This window comes from Streptomyces sp. Inha503 (assembly GCF_047215865.1).
Classification (GTDB): Bacteria; Actinomycetota; Actinomycetes; order Streptomycetales; family Streptomycetaceae; genus Streptomyces; species Streptomyces lycopersici.
On the sequence record NZ_CP178360.1, the window covers coordinates 1,836,827 to 1,855,409 of the forward strand.

The following is an 18,583-nucleotide window of genomic DNA, read 5'->3' on the forward strand; positions in this document are numbered from 1 at the left end:
CATCCAGGCGATTGGCCATGGCTCACCCGCCGCCCGCCGCCTACCGTCGGCTTATGCGGATACGAATCGTCGACGCGTTCACCGACCGCCCCTTCGCCGGAAACCCGGCCGGGGTCGTCCTCCTCGACACCGACGCCTTCCCGGACGACCACTGGCTCCAGCAGGTCGCCGCCGAGGTCAACCTCGCCGAGACCGCCTTCGCCCACCCCCTCCCCCGGGCCGCGGAGGCCGACTGGGCGCTGCGCTGGTTCACCCCGGTCACCGAGGCGCCCATGTGCGGCCATGCCACGCTCGCCACCACCCATGTCCTCAAGGCCACGGGTGCCGCGACCGGTACGGTCCGCTTCGCCACCCTCAGCGGGGTGCTGTCGGCGACGGCCGACGACGGCGGCTCGATCACACTGGACTTCCCCACGGCCTCACTCGGCGAGCTGCGAGTCCCCGAGGAGACCGCCGAGGTCGGCGCGGCGCTCGGCGCCCAGATCGTGGCCGCCCATCACGCCGGCCCGTTCATCGACGACCTCCTGATCGAGGTGGCCGACGAGAAGACCGTGCGTGCCCTGGCCCCCGACCTCGCCGCGCTCAAGCGGATCAGCCACCGGGGCATCATCGTGACGGCGGCCGCCGAGGACCCGGGGCGCGGCTACGACTTCGTCTCGCGGATGTTCGCCCCGGGCGTCGGCATCGACGAGGACCCGGTCACCGGCAGCGCACATACCGCGCTCGCGCCCTACTGGTCGGCCCGGTTCGGCCGCGACGAGCTGACCGGGCTCCAGGCGTCCGCGCGCACCGGCCTGGTCCGCACCGCGCTGCGCGGCGACCGTACGCTGCTGACGGGCGGCGCCATCACCGTCATCGACGGCGAGCTGCTGACCTGAGGCCCGTCACACCACGCCGGACGGCGGGTCAGGCCGTGGGCAGCCAGTCCACCCGGCCCGCCAGCGCGGCGTATCCGACGAAGGCCACGATGTCGATCAGCGCATGGGCCGCGACCAGCGGCCCGACCCGCCCCCAGCGGCGGTAGAGCAGCACGAAGACCACGCCCATCGCCATATTGCCGAAGAAGCCGCCGATCCCCTGGTAGAGGTGGTACGAACCGCGTAGCGCCGAGCTGGCCAGCAGGGCGGCCATCGGGGTCCAGCCCAACTGCCCGAGCCTGCGCAGCAGATAGCCGACCACGACCACCTCCTCCAGCACCGCGTTCTGCACGGCGGAGGCGATCAGTACGGGGATCTTCCACCAGACGTCGGGCAGTGACTCGGGCACCACCGTGAGGTTGCCCCCCGCCGCCCGCGCCCCGAGGTACAGCAGCAGCCCGGTGCCGCCGATCGCGGCCGCGATCGCGGCGCCCCACCCCAGGTCGAACCGGGGCCGGTCGCGGTCGAAGCCGATCACCCGCAGCCCGGCGCCCTCACGCAGCAGCAGATGGGCCACGAGCGCGACCGGCACCAGCGCGGTGGTGATGCCGAACAGCTGCCAGGCGAGATCCAGCCAGGGCCGTCCCGGCGCCGCGGAGGAGTTGAGATTGGCCGCCTGGTCCTTGAGCCCGCCCGGTTTGGTCACCGAGCCGATAAAGCTGATCAGCGCGGACAGCCCGCTCGCGCCCAGGGACAGCGCCAGTACGAGCAGCGTCTCATCGCGCAGCGTCCGCCGCGAGAGCCCGTCCTCGACCACGGGCGGCTCCGCGCCCCGCGCCTGTGACCGCACTCCTGTCCCCACTTCCGTCTCCAACGCCTCATCGGTGCACCCGCCCCGCTCACCGGACAATACGGGGTCGTGGTCCACGGTGGGGGCGTCACCCGGAGAGATCGGTGGGCCAGGTGTGCACCGGCGCGTCGGTCCGCATCAGCGCGCAGTAGCGGCGGGTCATGGCCGCGAGGGCGGCTTCCCGGTCCAGTCCGCCGCCCAGCGCCCGGTGGTAGGTGGCCGCCTGCCAGGACGCGCCGTTGACCCCCAGCTTGCAGCGCTCCTCGATCACGCCGAGGTAGCGGTCGCGGTCGGCGGGTTCCACGCCCCAGGAGTCGAGGCCGGACGCGGCGAGCGGGAGCAGTTCCTCGCGGACCAGCCGTACGGCGGAGGTGCGGGTCAGGGACGCCGAGCGGCCGGATTTGGGCCACTGGAGGACCGCGTCGATGCCATGCCGGCAGGCCGCCTCGAAGTTGGCCGCGGCGGCCGCGAACGGCAGCCGGGTCCACACCGGGCGGGACTCCTCGGCGAGCGCCCTGACCAGCCCGTAGTAGAAGGCGGCGTTGGCGATGACATCGGTGACGGTGGGCCCGGCCGGGAGCACGCGGTTCTCCACGCGCAGATGCGGCACACCGTCCACGACGTCGTAGACAGGCCGGTTCCAGCGGTAGATCGTGCCGTTGTGCAGCGCCAGTTCCTGGAGCTCGGGCACCCCGCCCTCGTCCAGCGCCCGCAGCGGGTCCTCGTCCTCGCCGGTGGAGAGCAGCGGCGGGAAGTAGCGCAGGTTCTCCTCGAACAGCTCATACGCGGAGTCGATCCAGCGCTCGCCGAACCAGGTGCGCGGGCGCGCCCCCTGGGCGGCGATCTCCGGTGGGCGCACATCGGTGGCCTGGAGGAACAGCGGCGGCCGGGACTCGCGCCACGCCTCGTGGCCGAAGACGAAGGGGGAGTTGGCGCCCACCGCGATCTGCGCGGCGGCCGCCGCCTGCGCGGCGTTCCACGCGGCCGCGAAGCGGCCAGGGGTGACCTGGAGATGGAGCTGGACGGAGGTGCAGGCCGCCTCGGGCGCGATGGAGGAGCTGGCGCAGGTGAAACGCTCCCGGCCCTCGATGTCGATGAGGAAATCCTCACCGCGGGCGGCCAGCATCTGCTCATTGAGAAGTTTGTAACGGTCGTCATAGGAGAGGTTCGTGGATCCCAGATCGTCCGCTTCGAGAGTTGGCAGAATTCCGATCATCACGATCTCGGAAGACACTTCCCTCGCCTTGCGATCGGCATATGACAAACCGGTTCGGAGCTCTTCGGAGAGCTGATCGAGAACGCGTCCGTGCAAACGGTGGGGCACGATGTTTACTTCAAGATTGCACTGCCCGAGTTCGGTCTGGAAATCATGACTCCCGATGCGCTCCAGAACCTCCGCGTTCATCATCCTCGGCAGCCCGTCGGCCCCTGCGAGATTCAGCTCGATCTCCAGCCCCATCAGATTCCTCGGGCGGTCGAATCGCTTGTCGGCCAGGAGCCGGCCCAGCCCGTCGAGGCACTGCCGCAACCGGACGCGCTGCCGTCGCCGGCCGGACGGGTCGAACTCACCGGCTATGAGCTTCTCCCCCATCGAAGCGTCCCTCCTCGAGTGGATCATCGGCGCCGGGCGTGTGCACACCACGCTCGATGATGCCCACCAATGTGATCGATAACGCCCCGCGATCCCCACCCAGCCGGTAGGCTCTGTGGAACTGCGCATTGCGCTGGGGAAATGAACCAGCGAGTTCCAGCCTACCGCGCGGGACCCAAAATGCCAGGTCATATCCGTTCATCTGGCACTGAATCGGGGAAAATCCCCGCCGCCCCGGGGTCTGGATATCCTCTTGTCGGCGATATCGGCAGCGGCTAGACGAAACACAACGGGAACACTTGTCGTATAAACTCGGCTAACGAGGCAGAGAGATAACGCCCGAACGGTCTGTTCCGGCTCCCCTCTGACCCGTGTTCCACCGACAGCGCCGCCCAAACCCGGCCCGCTATCGCTTCACCGTGTCTTCAAAGCGAGAGGCGACCCACCATGCCGCTGCATGTGCCCCAGGCCCCCGCGCCCGCCCTGCGCAGCGTCCTCACGGCCCTTGATTCCCCCACCGCCGTCCGCGAGGCCCGCACCCCCGTGCTCTCCACGCTCACCGGCCCCTTCGAACCCGAACTCCCGCTCCCCGTCCATGTCCTGGACGACATCACCGCCCCCGACGGCCCACCGCGCACCCGGCTCACCGGCTGGCGATTCCTGATCCGCGACGGCGACCGTACGGTGGCCGCCGCCGAGGCGATGCTCACCGCCGACGGCTGGGCCTTCTCGCACTTCTCCGAGGGCCCCTACGTCAGCTCGGCCGAACTCGCCCTGAGCCAGGCCGAGTCGCTGTCCTCGGCGTACCAGCCGCGGCTGCTGTCCATCCCGGAGCTCTACATGGTCACGCTCTGGCTGCACGGCGACCTGACCGCGGACGGCGCCGAAGGCGGCCTCGGCGCCGGGGACCTGCTGGTGCCGCTCGCCCCGGCCCCGCCCGGAATCGCGGCGCACCGGGCGCACCGCGCAACCGATCTGCTGCCCGTCCTCACCCACCGGCTGACCCGGGCCCCCTTGCTTGGCTCACCCGCCTGACCTGGGCCTTCATCAGATCGGGAGCGCCCCGTGACCGCCGGGTCACGGGGCGCTCCGCAGCATCCTCGTAACAGTCCGGCCGCGATGAACCCTCCGGACGGGTGATGCGTCATTATCTAGCGAGACCGGTACCGCGAAATCCCTGCGGATTCCAGGCCGCGGGGCAACACTGGAGCAATCGACCGACTCAACCACGGGGGGCGGCCATGAACGCCGCAGCGAGCCGCAGGACCTTCACCACTCCGCAGCGAAAGAACCCTGTCATGTGCCAGCATCAACCACCCTGCCCGTCAGCCGACTCAGCCGACCGGGAGGCCGCCCATCTCGTGGCGCACCACCCGGAGCAGGGATGGAGCCTGCTGTGCAACGGCGTCCTGCTCTTCGAGGACACCGGTGAGCTGCTGCCGGACGGGCGCGTGATCGCACCGTGCCGACCGCTGGGTTCCGAGCACGTCGTCACCGCGGCCTGACCTCCGCCGTCGACGACACGTACATATCAGGGGCCGGCCCGGCGCATCCGCCGAACCGGCCCCACTGACGCATCGCGGGGCTTTAAGACCCCTCAGCCCTCGTAGGACTCCAGCGGCGGGCAGGAGCAGACGAGGTTACGGTCCCCGTAGGCCCCGTCGATCCGCCGCACCGGCGGCCAGTACTTGTCGGCCGCCGAGACCCCGGCGGGGAAGACCGCCTCCTCCCGGGAGTACGGGTGGTCCCACTCCGCGGTCAGCGACGCCGCCGTATGCGGGGCGTTCCGCAGCGGATTGTCCTCCTTGGCCCACTCGCCGGAGCCGACCCTCTCGATCTCGGCCCGGATGGCGATCATCGCCTGGCAGAACCGGTCCAGCTCCGCCAGATCCTCGCTCTCGGTCGGCTCGATCATCAGCGTCCCGGCCACCGGGAACGACATCGTCGGCGCGTGGAAGCCGTAGTCGATCAGGCGCTTGGCCACGTCGTCCACGGTCACGCCGGTGGCCTTCGTCAGCGGACGCAGATCCACGATGCACTCATGCGCCACCAGGCCGCCGGGGCCGGTGTAGAGCACCGGGTAGTGCGGCTCGAGGCGCTTGGCGACGTAGTTGGCGCCGAGCACCGCGACCTGGGTCGCGCGGCGCAGCCCCTCGGCGCCCATCAGCCGGATGTACGCCCACGAGATCGGCAGGATCCCCGCGGAGCCCCACGGCGCGGCCGAGACCGGGCCGACGCCGGTGGCCGGACCGGCGGCGGGCTGAAGCGGGTGGTTGGGGAGGTAGGGCGCCAGATGCTCGCGCACCGCGACCGGGCCGACGCCGGGGCCGCCGCCGCCGTGCGGGATGCAGAAGGTCTTGTGCAGGTTCAGATGCGAGACATCGCCACCGAACCGGCCCGGCTCGGCGAGCCCGACCAGCGCGTTGAGGTTGGCGCCGTCCACGTAGACCTGGCCGCCCGCGTCGTGCACGGTCGCGCAGATCTCGGTGATGTGCGCCTCGAACACCCCGTGGGTGGAGGGGTAGGTGACCATCAGCACGGCCAGCTGGTCGCCGTACTGCTCGATCTTGGCGCGCAGGTCGTCGGTGTCCACCTCGCCGTCCTGGCCGGTCTTGACCACGACGACCTTCATACCGGCCATCACGGCGCTGGCGGCGTTGGTGCCGTGCGCGGAGGACGGGATCAGGCAGACGGTGCGCCGGGTGTCCCCGTTGGCCCGGTGGTAGGCGCGCACCGCCAGCAGCCCGGCGAGCTCCCCCTGGGACCCGGCGTTCGGCTGTAGCGAGACCTTGTCATAGCCGGTGACCTCGGCCAGCCGCTCCTCCAGCTCACGGATCAGGGTCAGATAGCCCTGGGCCTGCTCGGCCGGTGCGAAGGGGTGCAGCGCGCCGAACTCCGGCCAGGTGACCGGCTCCATCTCGGTGGTCGCGTTGAGCTTCATGGTGCAGGAGCCGAGCGGGATCATGCCCCGGTCCAGGGCGTAGTCCCGGTCGGCCAGGCGCCGCAGATAGCGCAGCATCGCGGTCTCGGAGCGGTGCTGGCGGAAGACCGGATGGGTCAGATAGCCGTCCTGGCGCAGCAGGGCCGCGGGCAGCGCGTCCGGCGCCGAGGCGTCCAGCTCCTCGACCCCGGGGATGCCGGAGGCGTCGCCGTTGCCGCCGTCCACCCCGAAGGCGGACCACACGGCGGCGAGCTGCGCGCGGCCGGTGGTCTCGTCGCAGGCGATGCCGACGTGGTCGGCGTCGGTCAGCCGGAGGTTGACCCCGGCCTCGCGGGCCGCGGCCACGACCTCCGCGGCCCGGCCCGGCACCCGCGCGGTGAGGGTGTCGAAGAACGCGCCGTGCACCACCTCGACACCACCGGACCGCAGCCCCTCGGCGAGCACGGAGGCGTAGCGGTGGGTGCGGCGGGCGATCGCCGCGAGCCCGTCCGGGCCGTGGTAGACGGCGTACATCCCGGCCATCACGGCCAGCAGCACCTGTGCGGTGCAGATGTTGCTGGTGGCCTTCTCCCGGCGGATGTGCTGCTCACGGGTCTGCAACGCCAGCCGGTACGCCTTGTCGCCGTCGGCGTCCACCGAGACCCCGACCAGACGGCCGGGGAGGTTGCGGGCGTAGGCGTCGCGCACCGCCATGAAACCGGCGTGCGGTCCGCCGAAGCCCATCGGGACGCCGAACCGCTGGCTGCTGCCCACCGCGATGTCCGCGCCCAGTTCGCCGGGCGAGGTGAGCAGGGTGAGCGCGAGGAGGTCGGCGGCGACGGTGACGACGGCGCCGAGCTCATGGGCCCGCTCGATGACCGGGCGCGGATCGCGCACCACACCGGAGGCGCCCGGGTACTGCAACAGCACGCCGAAGACCCCGCGCTCGGCGATCTCGTCCGGGATGCCCTCGGCCAGGTCGGCGACGACGACCTCGACCCCGGTCGGCTCGGCGCGGGTCCGTATGACCGCGATGGTCTGCGGCAGACAGTCGGCGTCGATCAGGAAGACGCCCTCCTTGACCTTGCCGACGCGCCGCGACAGCGCCATCGCCTCGGCGGCCGCGGTGGCCTCGTCCAGCAGCGAGGAACCGGCCGTGGGCAGCCCGGTCAGATCGGCGACGACGGTCTGGAAGTTCAGCAGCGCCTCGAGCCGGCCCTGGGAGATCTCCGGCTGGTAGGGCGTGTACGCCGTGTACCAGGCGGGGTTCTCCAGCACATTGCGCAGGATCACCGGCGGGGTGTGGGTGCCGTAGTAGCCGAGGCCGATCATCGACGGCAGCACCTGGTTGCGGTCGGCGAGCGCGCGCAGCTCGGCGAGGACCTCCGGCTCGCTGCGGGCCGGCGGCAGGGCGTCCAGCGCCTCGGTGCTCTTGATGACGTCCGGTACGGCGGCCTCGGTGAGCTCGTCCAGCGAGCCGAAGCCGACCTGGGCGAGCATCTTGGCCTGCGCCTCGCCATCCGGGCCGATGTGACGCCGCTCGAACGGAGTACCGGATTCCAAGTCGGAGAGTGCGATGCGATTGGCGGTCATCTGCGGGGGCCTCCTGGTCTGTGACGACCTACGAGGGGCACCGCGGCTCGGGTGCCCGGACGGCCTCCCCCTCTGTCATCTCAACCTGAGAGCTTCACCGGCCCACATACCGCCTGACCGGTTTTCACCGTCGGTGAGGAGGGGTTCCGGAGCTCTGCTCGCCCGTGGCCCACCCTGCTTTCCAGAGTGACCTCACCCGCACGGTACGTGTGCCTGAGAGATTCCGGGGAGGGTTTGCTCCTTCGGCGCCTCCGACAGCGTCGGCGGAGGACTCTCCCGCACGGGGTCAGCAGCCACAGTCAGCGTACCAGCGGTTCTGCCGCGGGGGACGGTCGCGGGCGCTCGAGTGGCCGAGTGCGGCGATGTGGCTTTTTGTAGGTAGCAATGGGCACTTGCCACTTGCTTGTCATCTGTTTGCCACCTGTGGGAGAGAGCGTGCAGACCGATATCGACCCGCGGACCCTGATCGGCCGCAAGGCATTCGACCGCGAGGGCGCCAAGATCGGCACCGTGGACGAGGTCTACCTCGACGACGCGACCGGCGAGCCCGAATGGGCGGCGGTACGCACCGGGCTGTTCAGCCGGGACGTCTTCGTGCCGCTCGAACCGAGCGAGGTCGTCGGCGACACCCTGCGGGTGCCGTACGACCGGTCCCTGATCAAGGACGCCCCGGACTTCGGGGTGGGCCGCCACCTCTCCCCCGAGCAGGAGCTTCAGCTCTACCACCACTACGGCCTGGACGTCACGGGCTGACCCGGGCCCGGTCCTGGGCCGGGCCCACCACCGGGCCCGGGGGCCTGCCCGTCCCGGCCCTCTGCCTCCTCCGGGTCCGCTTCCGCGTCCGCGTCCGGGCGCAGCAGCGGCAGCGGGTCGGCGGGCTGTAGCGCCGGGTCGTCCACGGGGAACGTCCGTACCCTGCCCGGTGGCGACCAAGGCTCCTCGAAGCGCACGGTCACCCGGCCCACCCCGCTTCCCTGCACCCAGCCCGCCCCGTACGCGGCGTGCCGCACATCCGAGCCCGGTAGCCAGCGCCGCGGCTTCTCAGCGTCCCCAGAAGCCTCTCCCGCGCCCTCCCCCAGGGACTCCGGTCTCTCGGGCCCCGGCGGGCGCCCGGCGTCCCCCACGGCCTCATGAGCGGCCTGAGCGGCCTGAGCGGTCTCAGCGGCCTCAGCGGTCTGAGCCGCTTGGGCGACTTGGGCGGCCTGCGCGGCCTGCGCGGCCTGCGCGAAGAGATCCTCCTGCGTGTAGTCCGCCAGACCGCTGACTCCGACCCCCAGCAGCCGCACACCCGCCGTGGTGTCCACCCCGTCGATCAGCCGTGCCGCGGCCTCGCGCACCACCGCCGGGTCGTCGGTCGGCCCGCGCAGGGTCTCCGAACGGGTGAGCGTGGAGAAGTCGTACCGCCGCACCTTGATCACGACCGTCCGCCCCGAGCGGCCCGCCTCGCGCAGCCGCCCCACACAGCGGTCGGCGAGCCGCGCGATCTCCAGCTGCACCCGGGTGCGGTCGGTGAGGTCGACGTCGAAGGTGTCCTCGACCGAGATGGACTTGGCGTCCCGCTCGGCGACGACGGGCCGCTCGTCCCGGCCCTCGGCCATCAGGAACAGCGACGCGCCGTGGGCCCGCCCCAGCTGCCGCACCAGCTCCGCCTCGCCCGCCTCCCGCGTCTCGGCCACGGTGTGGATCCCGGCCCGGCGCAGCGTCTCCGCCGTGGCGGGGCCGACGCCCGGGAGCGTCCGCACCGACATCGGTCCGAGCAGATCGCGCTCCGTCCCGGGCTCGATGACCACCAGACCGTCCGGCTTGGCCTGCTCCGAACCGATCTTGGCGAGCATCTTGGATCCGGCGAGCCCCACCGATCCGGTCAGCCCGGTGACCGCCTTGATGTCGGCCCGCAGCCGCTCCGCCACCGCGCGCGCCGCCTCCACGGTGGGCTCGGTGCCACCCGCCTCCAGATCGACGAACGCCTCGTCCAGGCTCAGCGGCTCCACCAGGGGTGACAGCGTGTGCAGCAGTGCCATGACCGCGTCGCTCACCTTGCGGTAGAGGGCGAAGCGGGGGATGAGGAACGCCGCGTTCGGACACAGGCGGCGGGCCTGGGCCATCGCCATGGCGGAGTGCACCCCGAACACCCGGGCCTCATAGGAGGCCGTGGCCACCACGCCACGCGGCCCCAGACCCCCTACGATCACCGGCTTTCCGCGCAGGCTGGGCTTGGCCGCCTGCTCCGCCGAGGCGTAGAAGGCATCCATGTCCAGATGGAGAATCGTCGGCGCACCCCTCACACCTCCGATGCTGCCGCACACCACTGACAATGGGGCGGCACAACGGCCGGGGGCGGGCGCGGGGGCGACACTCGGTTCACCACCGGGGCGCCGGGCGGTGGGGCGGCGCTAACCCGCCCGGTTGCGGCGCGCCGCGAGCTCGTCCGTCGGGTTGGGCCGGACCAGCGTCTCGCCGGTGTCCACCCGCTCGCCGTGCAGCTGGGACAGCGCGCTCTCCACATCCCGCCAGACGACGCCCACGGCGATCCCGAAGACGCCCTGGCCGCCCTGGAGGAGCTCCACGACCTCATCGGGCGAGGTGCACTCGTAGACGGTCGCGCCGTCGCTCATGAGCGTCATCTGGGCCAGGTCGTCGAGTTCCCGGGCGCGCAGGTGCGTCACCGCCGCCCGGATGTTCTGGAGCGACACACCGGTGTCCAGCAGCCGCTTCACGATCTTGAGGACGACCACGTCCCGGAAGCTGTAGAGCCGCTGGCTGCCCGAGCCGTACGCCGGCCGGACGCTCGGCTCCACCAGCCCGGTACGGGCCCAGTAGTCCAGCTGGCGGTAGGTGATGCCCGCGGCCGCACACGCGGTGGGCCCGCGGTAACCGATCCGCTCCGTCCCCCCCGCGGCGGGCTCACGCGGCGGTGCGGCCTGTGCCGCGACCCGAGCCTTCAATGCCGGATCGGCCGATGCGCTCCCCTGGAGCGCATACGGACCTCCGGCCGCCGTGCCGTCGCCGGTGCTTCTCACGCCGACCTCCGTCCTCGACCTGCCATCTTGAAGGTAGGCAGTCACCCGGGGTGCGTCAACGATCGCCACACTCGGCACGCCGAGTGATAATCACCCTAAGAGTGGTTTCCCGTGTCCCTCGTCCGGGAAAGGCTACTCGAATGCGCGAGCGAGGACCGGCATACGGTTCACTGGCTGCTGGTTCCGAAGTCCTCGGGCGAGATCTGGTCGAGGAACTCGCGGAACTTCTCCACCTCGTCCTCCTGCTCGTCCGGGATCGCGATACCGGCGTCGTCCAGCACGCCGTCGCTGCCGTAGATCGGCGTTCCGGTGCGCAGCGCGAGCGCTATGGCGTCGGACGGCCGGGCGCTGACCTCCACGCCGCTGGCGAAGACCAGCTCCGCGTAGAAGACCCCCTCGCGCAGATCCGTGATCCGGACCTCCGTGAGCTGCTGGCCGACCGCTTCGAGTACGTCTTTGAAAAGGTCATGGGTCAGCGGGCGTGCCGGAGCCATGCCCTGCTGAGCGAAGGCGATCGCGGTCGCCTCACCTGGTCCGATCCAGATGGGGAGGTAGCGGTCGCCTCCCACTTCACGCAGGAGCACGATCGGTTGGTTGGAGGGCATTTCCACCCGGACACCCACGACGTCGAGCTCGTTCACACAGCAACCCTAGGACGTGCCCGGCCGGTTTGGATAGTCGGGGCCCGGTCGGTCACCGCTCCTGGACCCGCAGAGCCGACCGCACCAGGGCCGCGTGCAGCCGTACGGAGAGCGTGGCGAGCTCCCGCACACTGGCCTCCGCATGCGCTCTGGTCTGCGGATTCCTATGCGACCGCAGCGGCGCGACCACCTGCTCGACCATTCCGGCCTCGCGCTCGGCGGAGGCTTTCATGATTCGCAGATGACGTGGTTCCAGGCCGAAACGACCGAGTTCGGCGATGAGCCGGGCGACGGTCACCGCCTCGATGTCGTACCCGCCGCCTTCCGCGGTCGGCGCGAGCAGCCCGTACGACTCCCATTCGGCCAGCTCCGCCTCGCTGACCTCGGCCGTTGCCAGCAGCTCGGCACGGCCGACCCGGGCGGCCGTGGGGCCGTCCGAGACCGCGCCGGGGCCGCCGTCGAGCGGTCCGGGCCGCTGCGCTCCCTGCGAAACGGCAGGAAGCTGCAACGGTTCGCCCCGCTCCAGGGCGTCCAGATGCTCCCGGATGACCTTGAGCGGCAGGTAGTGGTCACGCTGCATCCGGAGGATATGGCCGAGCCGTTCCACGTCCTGCTGGCTGAATTTGCGGTAGCCGGACGGCGTCCGCCGCGGCTCCACCAGCCCCTCCGACTCCAAGAAGCGGATCTTGGAGATGGTGACCTCGGGGAACTCGTCCCGCAACAGATTCAGCACGGTGCCGATGCTCATCGACCGACCGCCCGTGGGGGCGGTGCCGATATCGGCACCGCCCGACGGTGTCTGAAGCATGGACCTCCCCTGACGGGTCAGATGCCGACGCCCCGCTGGCTCGGGTAGAAGACCAGCCGGTACTTACCGATCTGCACCTCGTCCCCACTGGTCAGGACCACCGGCGCGTCGATCTGCTCCCGGTTGACATACGTCCCGTTGAGGCTGCCGACGTCCGAGACGGTGAAGCTGCCGTCCTGGCCGCGCCGGAACTCCACATGGCGGCGGGAGACCGTCACATCGTCCAGGAAGATGTCGCTCTGCGGGTGACGGCCCGCCGTGGTGACATCACTGTCCAGCAGGAAGCGGCTGCCGGAATTCGGCCCGCGGCGGACCACCAGCAGGGCCGACCCCAGGGGCAGCGCCTCGACGGCGGCCTGCGCCTCCGGGCTGAGCGACGGCAGCGGCGTCTGCCCGGTCACCTCGGAGTCGTACGCCTCGAGACCCGAGATCGAAATGGTGGAGGTGGTCTCCGAGGCACGCTCTGAGGGCGCGCCGCCGCCCCGCAGCGGGGCGCCGCAATTGGAGCAGAACCGGCTGGCCTCCGCGTTCCGGTGGCCACACCGCTGACAGACCGGCAAGCCGAACCCTCCACCACTCCGAGAGGCCGATGGGTCCTCGAAACCTATGGGCCCGGCCGCGGAGGGGTCAACAGACGCGCCCTGCCCGCCGACCTGGTCACGGAAGAGCGGGCGCTCCTCGGTTCCCCCTCCGCTCTCCTCCGCGGCACGCGAGGCGCGGTGGCGAGCGGTGCTGCTGCCACCGTCCTGGCGGGCACTCTTACCGAACAACTTCCCGAACAACTTCACGGGCGATTCCCCTTGACTGAAACAGACCCGCCCGTGGGGCAGGACAAACCCTCGATGCACACACCAGACGGTCCGGACATCCTCACAACGTCCGTGACCACCAGACAGTTTCCATCACGCGCGGATCTTCTGGTGCGTTGACCCCCCGCGTCCACATGGTCTCCCCGAGAGACCCTCATTTCGAACCGCCTCACCGTGATGACGACCGAGCGTAGTCAGGCCGCTTCGCCGATCGCAAGGCATCCACAACGATCTTCTTCTCCCGCTGGACGGACACTGTGGCCTGCTCCTTCTCCAGACTCTGCACCACCCCGCCCGGGATGTTCAGGGCCGGCTCCAGATCCTCCGGCTTGCCGATCACCTTCACAACATACGGTCGCGTCACTTTCCGTCCATCGATCCGGATCGCGCCACCGCTGTCCGAGAAGTAGGTGCCGGCGACCACGCGCACCTTGCCGATCTGGATCGCCTCGGCGCCCGCCGCGCGCAGCTCCTGGACCGTGTCGAGCAGCATGTCCGACTCCACGGAGCCCCGGGAGTCGTCAATGGTGATCGTGATACCAGGACCCTGTGCTGCCACCGTACCCGCGAGCACGCCCAGCTGCTGCTCCTTCTGGAGCGTCTGCTTCCGGGCCTCCTCGGCCTGGTCCGAGCTGTTCTCCAGCTCGGTGCGCTGGTTCTCGAGGCGGCGCTTCTCGTCCTGGAGCCGCTGGGTGCGGGAGTCCAGCTCGTCGAGGATCCGGACCAGGTCCTCCTGCCGGGCGCCGCGCAGCACGCTGCTCTCGTTGGTCGAGCGCACCTGGATGGCGAGGCCCAGGCCGAGCCCGAAGAGCAGCAGGGCGACGATCAGCTGTGCGCGGGTGAGCCGCGGCGGCCATACGCCCTTCACCAGCCGCTGGCGGCCGGTCAGGGCGTCGTCCGGCCTCCGGTTGCCCCCGGAGCCCCCGGGGCCGGGGGCGGGGGCCACACGCTCTCCGGGGCCGTTCTCGGACCCGTCGGCGGACCTGGGGCCCTCGGCGCGCGCCCCGGGCGTGTCCGCCGCGACGGGCCGGCCCTGGGCCTGCGGCGGCAGGGCCTGGGGCAGCACGGCCTTGGGCAGGGGCGTCCTCAGCGCGAGGTCCTTGAAGCCGCCCGGCGGGGGCGTGGCGGGCCTGTCCGGCCGCTCCCCGGGCGCGTCGCGGCGCTCGGGCTTCCGGGCGGGCGACGGGGTGCCCGGGCGCGGCGGTCCGGCCGCCGGCGGCCGCTTGGGGTCGGGCCGCTTCGGCTGGGCCCGCTCGCGGGGCTGCCCGGGGCGCGCGGGCCGCTCGGGAGTCTCCGGCCAACGCGGCGGCTCGGGCGACCGCCGGGGCGGCTCAGCGGCCTTCTCGGGCGTTTCGGCCTTCGCCGCTTGTCCGGCCTTCGGCGGCTGCTCGGCCTTGGCGTCCCTCTCCGCCGGAGGCGGCGCGTCGGCCGACTGGTGCGGCGTGTCGGCCGACTGCTGTCGCGGCGTGTCGGCGGACTGGCGTGACGTGTCGGCAGGCTGTCGCGGCGTGTCGGACTGCCGTCGGTTTTCGGCCGACTGCGCGCTGTCGGGCTTCTCCGGGGTGTCGTCGGTCGTCATCGGCCTCACGCCCGGAACACATGGCGGCGGATAGCGGCCGCGTTGGAGAAGATCCGGATGCCGAGCACGACCACGACTCCCGTCGACAGCTGGGCACCGACGCCCAGCTTGTCACCGAGGAAGACGATCAGTGCGGCCACCACCACATTGGACAGGAACGACACGACGAAGACCTTGTCGTCGAAGATCCCGTCCAGCATCGCCCGGAAGCCCCCGAAGACCGCGTCGAGTGCCGCCACGACGGCGATCGGCAGATAGGGCTCGACCACCGTCGGCACCACCGGTCGGACCACAAGTCCCACCACGACTCCCACGATGAGCCCCAATACGGCGATCACGATGTGCCCTTCCCTGTGTCGGCGTCACCCTTGCCGGAGCCACCGGCTATCGGTTCCGCGGTGCGTACGATCAGGCTCGGCGCGGCCGGAAGCCGGAGCGAGTCCTGGGCGGAAATGCTCGTACGGATGTCATAGTTCTGCTGGAGCACATGCAGGTACTGTCCGTCCGCGCTGTTCTGGAAAGCGGTGCTCAGCCGCTGCCCATCCCCCACCGCGAGCACCGTATACGGCGGCGCCAGCGGCTTGTTGTCGACCAGTATGGCGTCTCCCGCGGCCCTGATCGCCGAGAGCGCCGTCAGCCGCTGCCCGTTGATCGAGACGGCCTCCGCACCCGACTCCCACAGGCCGTTGACGACACGCTGCATATCGTGGTCGCGCACCCGGCCGGTGTCGGAGAAGTCGGCGCTCTCCCGCGGTCCCCCACCGCTGCTCGCCGCGTCCTTGGCGTCGTCGACCACCAGCTTCACCCCGGGGCCCGTCACCTCGTTGGCGCCCGAGAGCAGCGCCACCAGATCGGCCTTGGCCCCGCCGTGCTTCTCCAGTGCCTGCCGCTGCTTCTCCCCGACCTCGCCACGGAGCTTGTCCACGCTCCGGGCGAGCTTGTCCGCGTTCGAGTTCCCCGTCTCGATGCGGTCGATCAGTTCTCCCCGCTCCTTGGCCAGCGTCGGCGCCGATATCCGCGCCTCGGCGGCCCCGATGGTGATGACGACCGCGACCAGGACGAGACCGAAGGCCAGCCCCAATTTGGCCCGCACGGTGCGCGGCAGGCCCGAGCGACCGGTCTCCCCGCGCCGCGCGGCGGCCTCGGCGTAGCCGTCGTCAAGGCTGTGGTCCATCACATTGGTCAGCAGCGACATGGACGCGTCGAGGCGCGGGCGCGGGCGCGGCGATGCTGTGCTCCGAACGGGGGGCTGCTGCGACATGCCGCACATCGTCGCACGTGGGGGCCGCCGCCACCGAATGGCCCCTCCGGCGTGCCGGATCCGGGACCTCGGGACGGCGGCCCCACGCGCTCAGACGCGCTCGGGCGGCCCCGCGATCAGCGCCCCGCGCTGTCCACGACGCTCGACCACTCGTCCAGCAGGGCCTGCGCGGACGCGTCGTCCGGGCCCTCCGCCCACAGATGGGTGACCGCCTCGGCCGGGTCGGGCAGCACCATGACCCACCGCCCGTCGGTCTCCACGACCCGCACCCCGTCGGTGGTGTCCACGGAACGCTCCCCCGCGGCCTCCACCACATGCCGCATGACCAGGCCCTTGACCGCCCAGGGGGTGGCCAGATCACGCCGCTGGACATGCGCCCGCGGAATCCGCGCATCGATCTGACTCAGCGTCAGCTGAGTGCGCGCCACCAGGCCGATCAGCCGGACGAAGGCGGCCGTGCCGTCGAAGACGCTGCTGAACTCGGGGATGATGAACCCTCCGCGCCCATCGCCTCCGAAGATGGTGGACTCCGACCGGGCGACCCGGGTCAGATCGTCCGCCGCGGTGGTCGTCCACTCCACCTGTGTGCCGTGGTACGCCGCCACCTGCTCGGCGATACGGGTCGTGGTCACCGGAAGCGCCACCCGCCCGCTCCGCCGCTCCGCAGCCACCAGGTCCAGCATCACCAGCAGCGCCCGGTCGTCCTCCACGATCCGGCCCCGCTCGTCGACGAGCGAGAACCGCTCACCGACCGGGTCGAACCGCACTCCGAACGCGGCACGCGCGGAGGCGACGATCTCACCGAGCCTGGCCAGCCCCGACCGCCGGGCGTCGGCGGTCTCCGTCGGACGCGACTCGTCCAGGCCGGGGTTGATGGTCAGCGCGTCCACCCCGAGCCGGCCCAGCAGGCTGGGCAGCACCAGCCCGGCGCTGCCGTTGGCGGCGTCCACGACGACCTTCAGCCCGGACTCGGCGATACCGCTGATGTCCACGGCGCGCAGCAGCGAGCCCGTGTAGGAGTCGAAGACGCTCGACGGGAAGCTGAGGTCACCGATCTCGCCCGGGAACGCCCTGCGGTACTCCTGGCGGGCGTACACCCGGTCCAGCTTCCGCTGACCGCCCGCGGAGAGGTCGGCGCCCCGCTCGTCGAAGAACATGATGTCGACCGAGTCGGGCACCCCTGGCGAGGTCCGGATCATGAAGCCGCCGGCACTGCCGCGCGCGGTCTGCTGCCGGGCCACCGGCAGCGGCACGTTCTCCAGGTCCCGTACGTCGATGGCGCTGGTCTGGAGGGCGGAGATCATCGCGCGCTTGAGCGCCCGCGCGCCCCTGGAGTGGTCACGCGCCGTGGTGACCGTGGAGCCCTTCTTGAGCGTCGTGGCGTACGCCCCGGCGAGCCGCACCGCGAGCTCCGGGGTGATCTCCACGTTGAGGATGCCTGAGACGCCACGGGCGCCGAACAGATGGGCCTGCCCCCGGGACTCCCAGATCACCGAGGTGTTGACGAACGCGCCCGCCTCGATGGTCTTGAACGGATAGACCCGGACATTGCCCTGGACGATCGATTCCTCGCCGATCAGGCACTCATCGCCGATGACGGCCCCGTCCTCGATCCGGGCGGCACGCATGATGTCGGTGTTCTTGCCGATGACACAGCCGCGCAGATTGCTCTGCTGGCCGACGTACACATTGTCGTGCACCACCGCCTTGTGGAGGAAGGCGCCGCTCTTCACCACGACATTGGAGCCGACGACGGTGTGTTCACGGATCTCGGCACCGGCCTCCACCTTGGCGTAGTCGCCGATGTAGAGCGGACCGCGGAGCACGGCCTCCGGATGCACATCCGCCCCTTCGGCGACCCATACACCGGGCGAGATCTCGAATCCGTCGAGCTCGACATCGACCTTGCCTTCGAGAACGTCCGCCTGGGCCTTCACATAACTCTCATGGGTGCCGACGTCCTCCCAGTAGCCCTCGGCGATATAGCCGAAGATGGGCTTGCCTTCCTTCATCAGCTGGGGGAAGACATCTCCGGACCAGTCGACCGGGACATCGGGATCGACATAGTCGAAGACCTCCGGCTCCATGACATAGATGCCGGTGTTGACGGTATCCGAGAAGACCTGGCCCCAGGTGGGCTTCTCCAGGAAGCGCTCGACCTTTCCGCCCTCGTCGACGATGGTGATACCGAACTCGAGCGGATTGGGAACGCGGGTCAAGCAGACGGTGACAAGGGCGCCCTTTTCCTTATGGAAATTGATCAGATCCGTGAGGTCGAAATCGGTCAGGGCATCACCCGAGATCACAAGGAAGGTGTCGTCCTTGAGTGCTTCCTCCGCGTTCTTGACGCTTCCGGCGGTGCCGAGTGGCTTCTCCTCATTCGCGTACGTGAGCTCCATGTCGAGCTCCTCGCCGTCACCGAAGTAGTTCTTGACGAGGGAGGCGAGGAACTGGACTGTCACCACGGTCTCGCTGAGACCATGCCGCTTGAGCAGCCGCAGCACATGTTCCATGATCGGCCGGTTGGCCACGGGCAGCAGCGGTTTGGGCATGGTCGAGGTCATCGGGCGCAGACGAGTCCCCTCGCCCCCTGCCATCACGACGGCCTTCATATCGGAAGCGTCCTCCTTGAAGAGACGACGGTCATGCCGACC

16 protein-coding genes and 1 riboswitch are annotated in these 18,583 nt (G+C 70.6%); of the genes, 4 read left to right on the forward strand and 12 right to left on the reverse strand.

Annotation, left to right across the window (positions count from 1 at the left end):
• Positions 1–53 precede the first annotated feature (53 nt).
• Positions 54–878 (forward strand): PhzF family phenazine biosynthesis protein, encoded by an 825-nt coding sequence (locus ACJX2R_RS07600; protein WP_413099395.1) that lies wholly within the window; start codon positions 54–56, stop codon positions 876–878.
• A 28-nt stretch (positions 879–906) separates the two neighbouring features.
• Here the strand turns inward: ACJX2R_RS07600 and ACJX2R_RS07605 are convergent, their stop codons facing one another.
• Together ACJX2R_RS07605 and ACJX2R_RS07610 are read right to left on the reverse strand one after the other, a co-directional pair.
• Complete coding sequence (locus ACJX2R_RS07605) at positions 907–1,719, reverse strand: CPBP family intramembrane glutamic endopeptidase (protein WP_262700370.1); 813 nt, start codon at positions 1,717–1,719, stop codon at positions 907–909.
• 76 nt (positions 1,720–1,795) lie between these two features.
• Entirely contained in the window at positions 1,796–3,298 is a 1,503-nt protein-coding gene (locus tag ACJX2R_RS07610; RefSeq protein WP_413099396.1) for a glutamate--cysteine ligase, read from the reverse strand.
• A gap of 447 nt (positions 3,299–3,745) precedes the next feature.
• On the opposite strand from ACJX2R_RS07610, the gene ACJX2R_RS07615 reads away from it, so the two are divergent.
• Positions 3,746–4,333: a hypothetical protein gene (locus ACJX2R_RS07615; RefSeq protein ID WP_413099397.1), complete on the forward strand. Its 588-nt coding sequence runs from the start codon at positions 3,746–3,748 to the stop codon at positions 4,331–4,333.
• Between the two features lie 263 nt (positions 4,334–4,596).
• On the forward strand, positions 4,597–4,803 hold the full coding sequence (locus ACJX2R_RS07620; RefSeq protein ID WP_037964925.1) for a DUF5999 family protein: 207 nt from the start codon (positions 4,597–4,599) through the stop codon (positions 4,801–4,803).
• A 92-nt stretch (positions 4,804–4,895) separates the two neighbouring features.
• Here the strand turns inward: ACJX2R_RS07620 and gcvP are convergent, their stop codons facing one another.
• Positions 4,896–7,811: an aminomethyl-transferring glycine dehydrogenase gene (gene gcvP, locus ACJX2R_RS07625; protein WP_413099398.1), complete on the reverse strand. Its 2,916-nt coding sequence runs from the start codon at positions 7,809–7,811 to the stop codon at positions 4,896–4,898.
• A gap of 191 nt (positions 7,812–8,002) precedes the next feature.
• A riboswitch (glycine riboswitch) is annotated at positions 8,003–8,100 on the reverse strand.
• A gap of 146 nt (positions 8,101–8,246) precedes the next feature.
• On the opposite strand from gcvP, the gene ACJX2R_RS07630 reads away from it, so the two are divergent.
• Positions 8,247–8,564 (forward strand): PRC-barrel domain-containing protein, encoded by a 318-nt coding sequence (locus tag ACJX2R_RS07630; protein WP_020873604.1) that lies wholly within the window; start codon positions 8,247–8,249, stop codon positions 8,562–8,564.
• Here the strand turns inward: ACJX2R_RS07630 and ACJX2R_RS07635 are convergent.
• The 9 genes from ACJX2R_RS07635 to ACJX2R_RS07675 all read right to left on the reverse strand — a co-directional run bounded on the left by ACJX2R_RS07635 (position 8,540) and on the right by ACJX2R_RS07675 (position 18,541).
• On the reverse strand, positions 8,540–10,096 hold the full coding sequence (locus tag ACJX2R_RS07635; RefSeq protein ID WP_413099399.1) for a DNA polymerase IV: 1,557 nt from the start codon (positions 10,094–10,096) through the stop codon (positions 8,540–8,542). The genes ACJX2R_RS07630 and ACJX2R_RS07635 overlap by 25 nt on opposite strands.
• Positions 10,097–10,204: 108 nt before the next feature.
• Positions 10,205–10,831: a MerR family transcriptional regulator gene (locus ACJX2R_RS07640; RefSeq protein ID WP_413099400.1), complete on the reverse strand. Its 627-nt coding sequence runs from the start codon at positions 10,829–10,831 to the stop codon at positions 10,205–10,207.
• Positions 10,832–10,998: 167 nt separating this feature from the next.
• The gene (locus tag ACJX2R_RS07645; RefSeq protein WP_014058684.1) at positions 10,999–11,472 is read right to left on the reverse strand and encodes a bifunctional nuclease family protein; all 474 of its coding nucleotides are present in this window, start codon (positions 11,470–11,472) and stop codon (positions 10,999–11,001) included.
• A 52-nt stretch (positions 11,473–11,524) separates the two neighbouring features.
• The gene (locus tag ACJX2R_RS07650; RefSeq protein WP_413099401.1) at positions 11,525–12,280 is read right to left on the reverse strand and encodes a MerR family transcriptional regulator; all 756 of its coding nucleotides are present in this window, start codon (positions 12,278–12,280) and stop codon (positions 11,525–11,527) included.
• A 17-nt stretch (positions 12,281–12,297) separates the two neighbouring features.
• Positions 12,298–13,128 carry an FHA domain-containing protein gene (locus ACJX2R_RS07655; RefSeq protein ID WP_371106008.1) on the reverse strand — a complete coding sequence of 277 codons (831 nt, stop codon included), beginning with the start codon at positions 13,126–13,128 and terminating at the stop codon, positions 12,298–12,300.
• A 130-nt stretch (positions 13,129–13,258) separates the two neighbouring features.
• Positions 13,259–14,140: a DUF881 domain-containing protein gene (locus ACJX2R_RS07660; RefSeq protein ID WP_413105793.1), complete on the reverse strand. Its 882-nt coding sequence runs from the start codon at positions 14,138–14,140 to the stop codon at positions 13,259–13,261.
• Between the two features lie 533 nt (positions 14,141–14,673).
• Complete coding sequence (locus tag ACJX2R_RS07665; protein ID WP_014058688.1) at positions 14,674–15,006, reverse strand: small basic family protein; 333 nt, start codon at positions 15,004–15,006, stop codon at positions 14,674–14,676.
• A complete protein-coding gene (locus ACJX2R_RS07670) occupies positions 15,003–15,929 on the reverse strand; it encodes a DUF881 domain-containing protein (RefSeq protein ID WP_413099402.1) in 927 nt (308 codons plus the stop codon). Before ACJX2R_RS07670 ends, ACJX2R_RS07665 begins: the two co-directional genes overlap by 4 nt.
• 116 nt (positions 15,930–16,045) lie before the next feature.
• On the reverse strand, positions 16,046–18,541 hold the full coding sequence (locus ACJX2R_RS07675; protein WP_413099403.1) for a sugar phosphate nucleotidyltransferase: 2,496 nt from the start codon (positions 18,539–18,541) through the stop codon (positions 16,046–16,048).
• Positions 18,542–18,583: the final 42 nt, after the last annotated feature.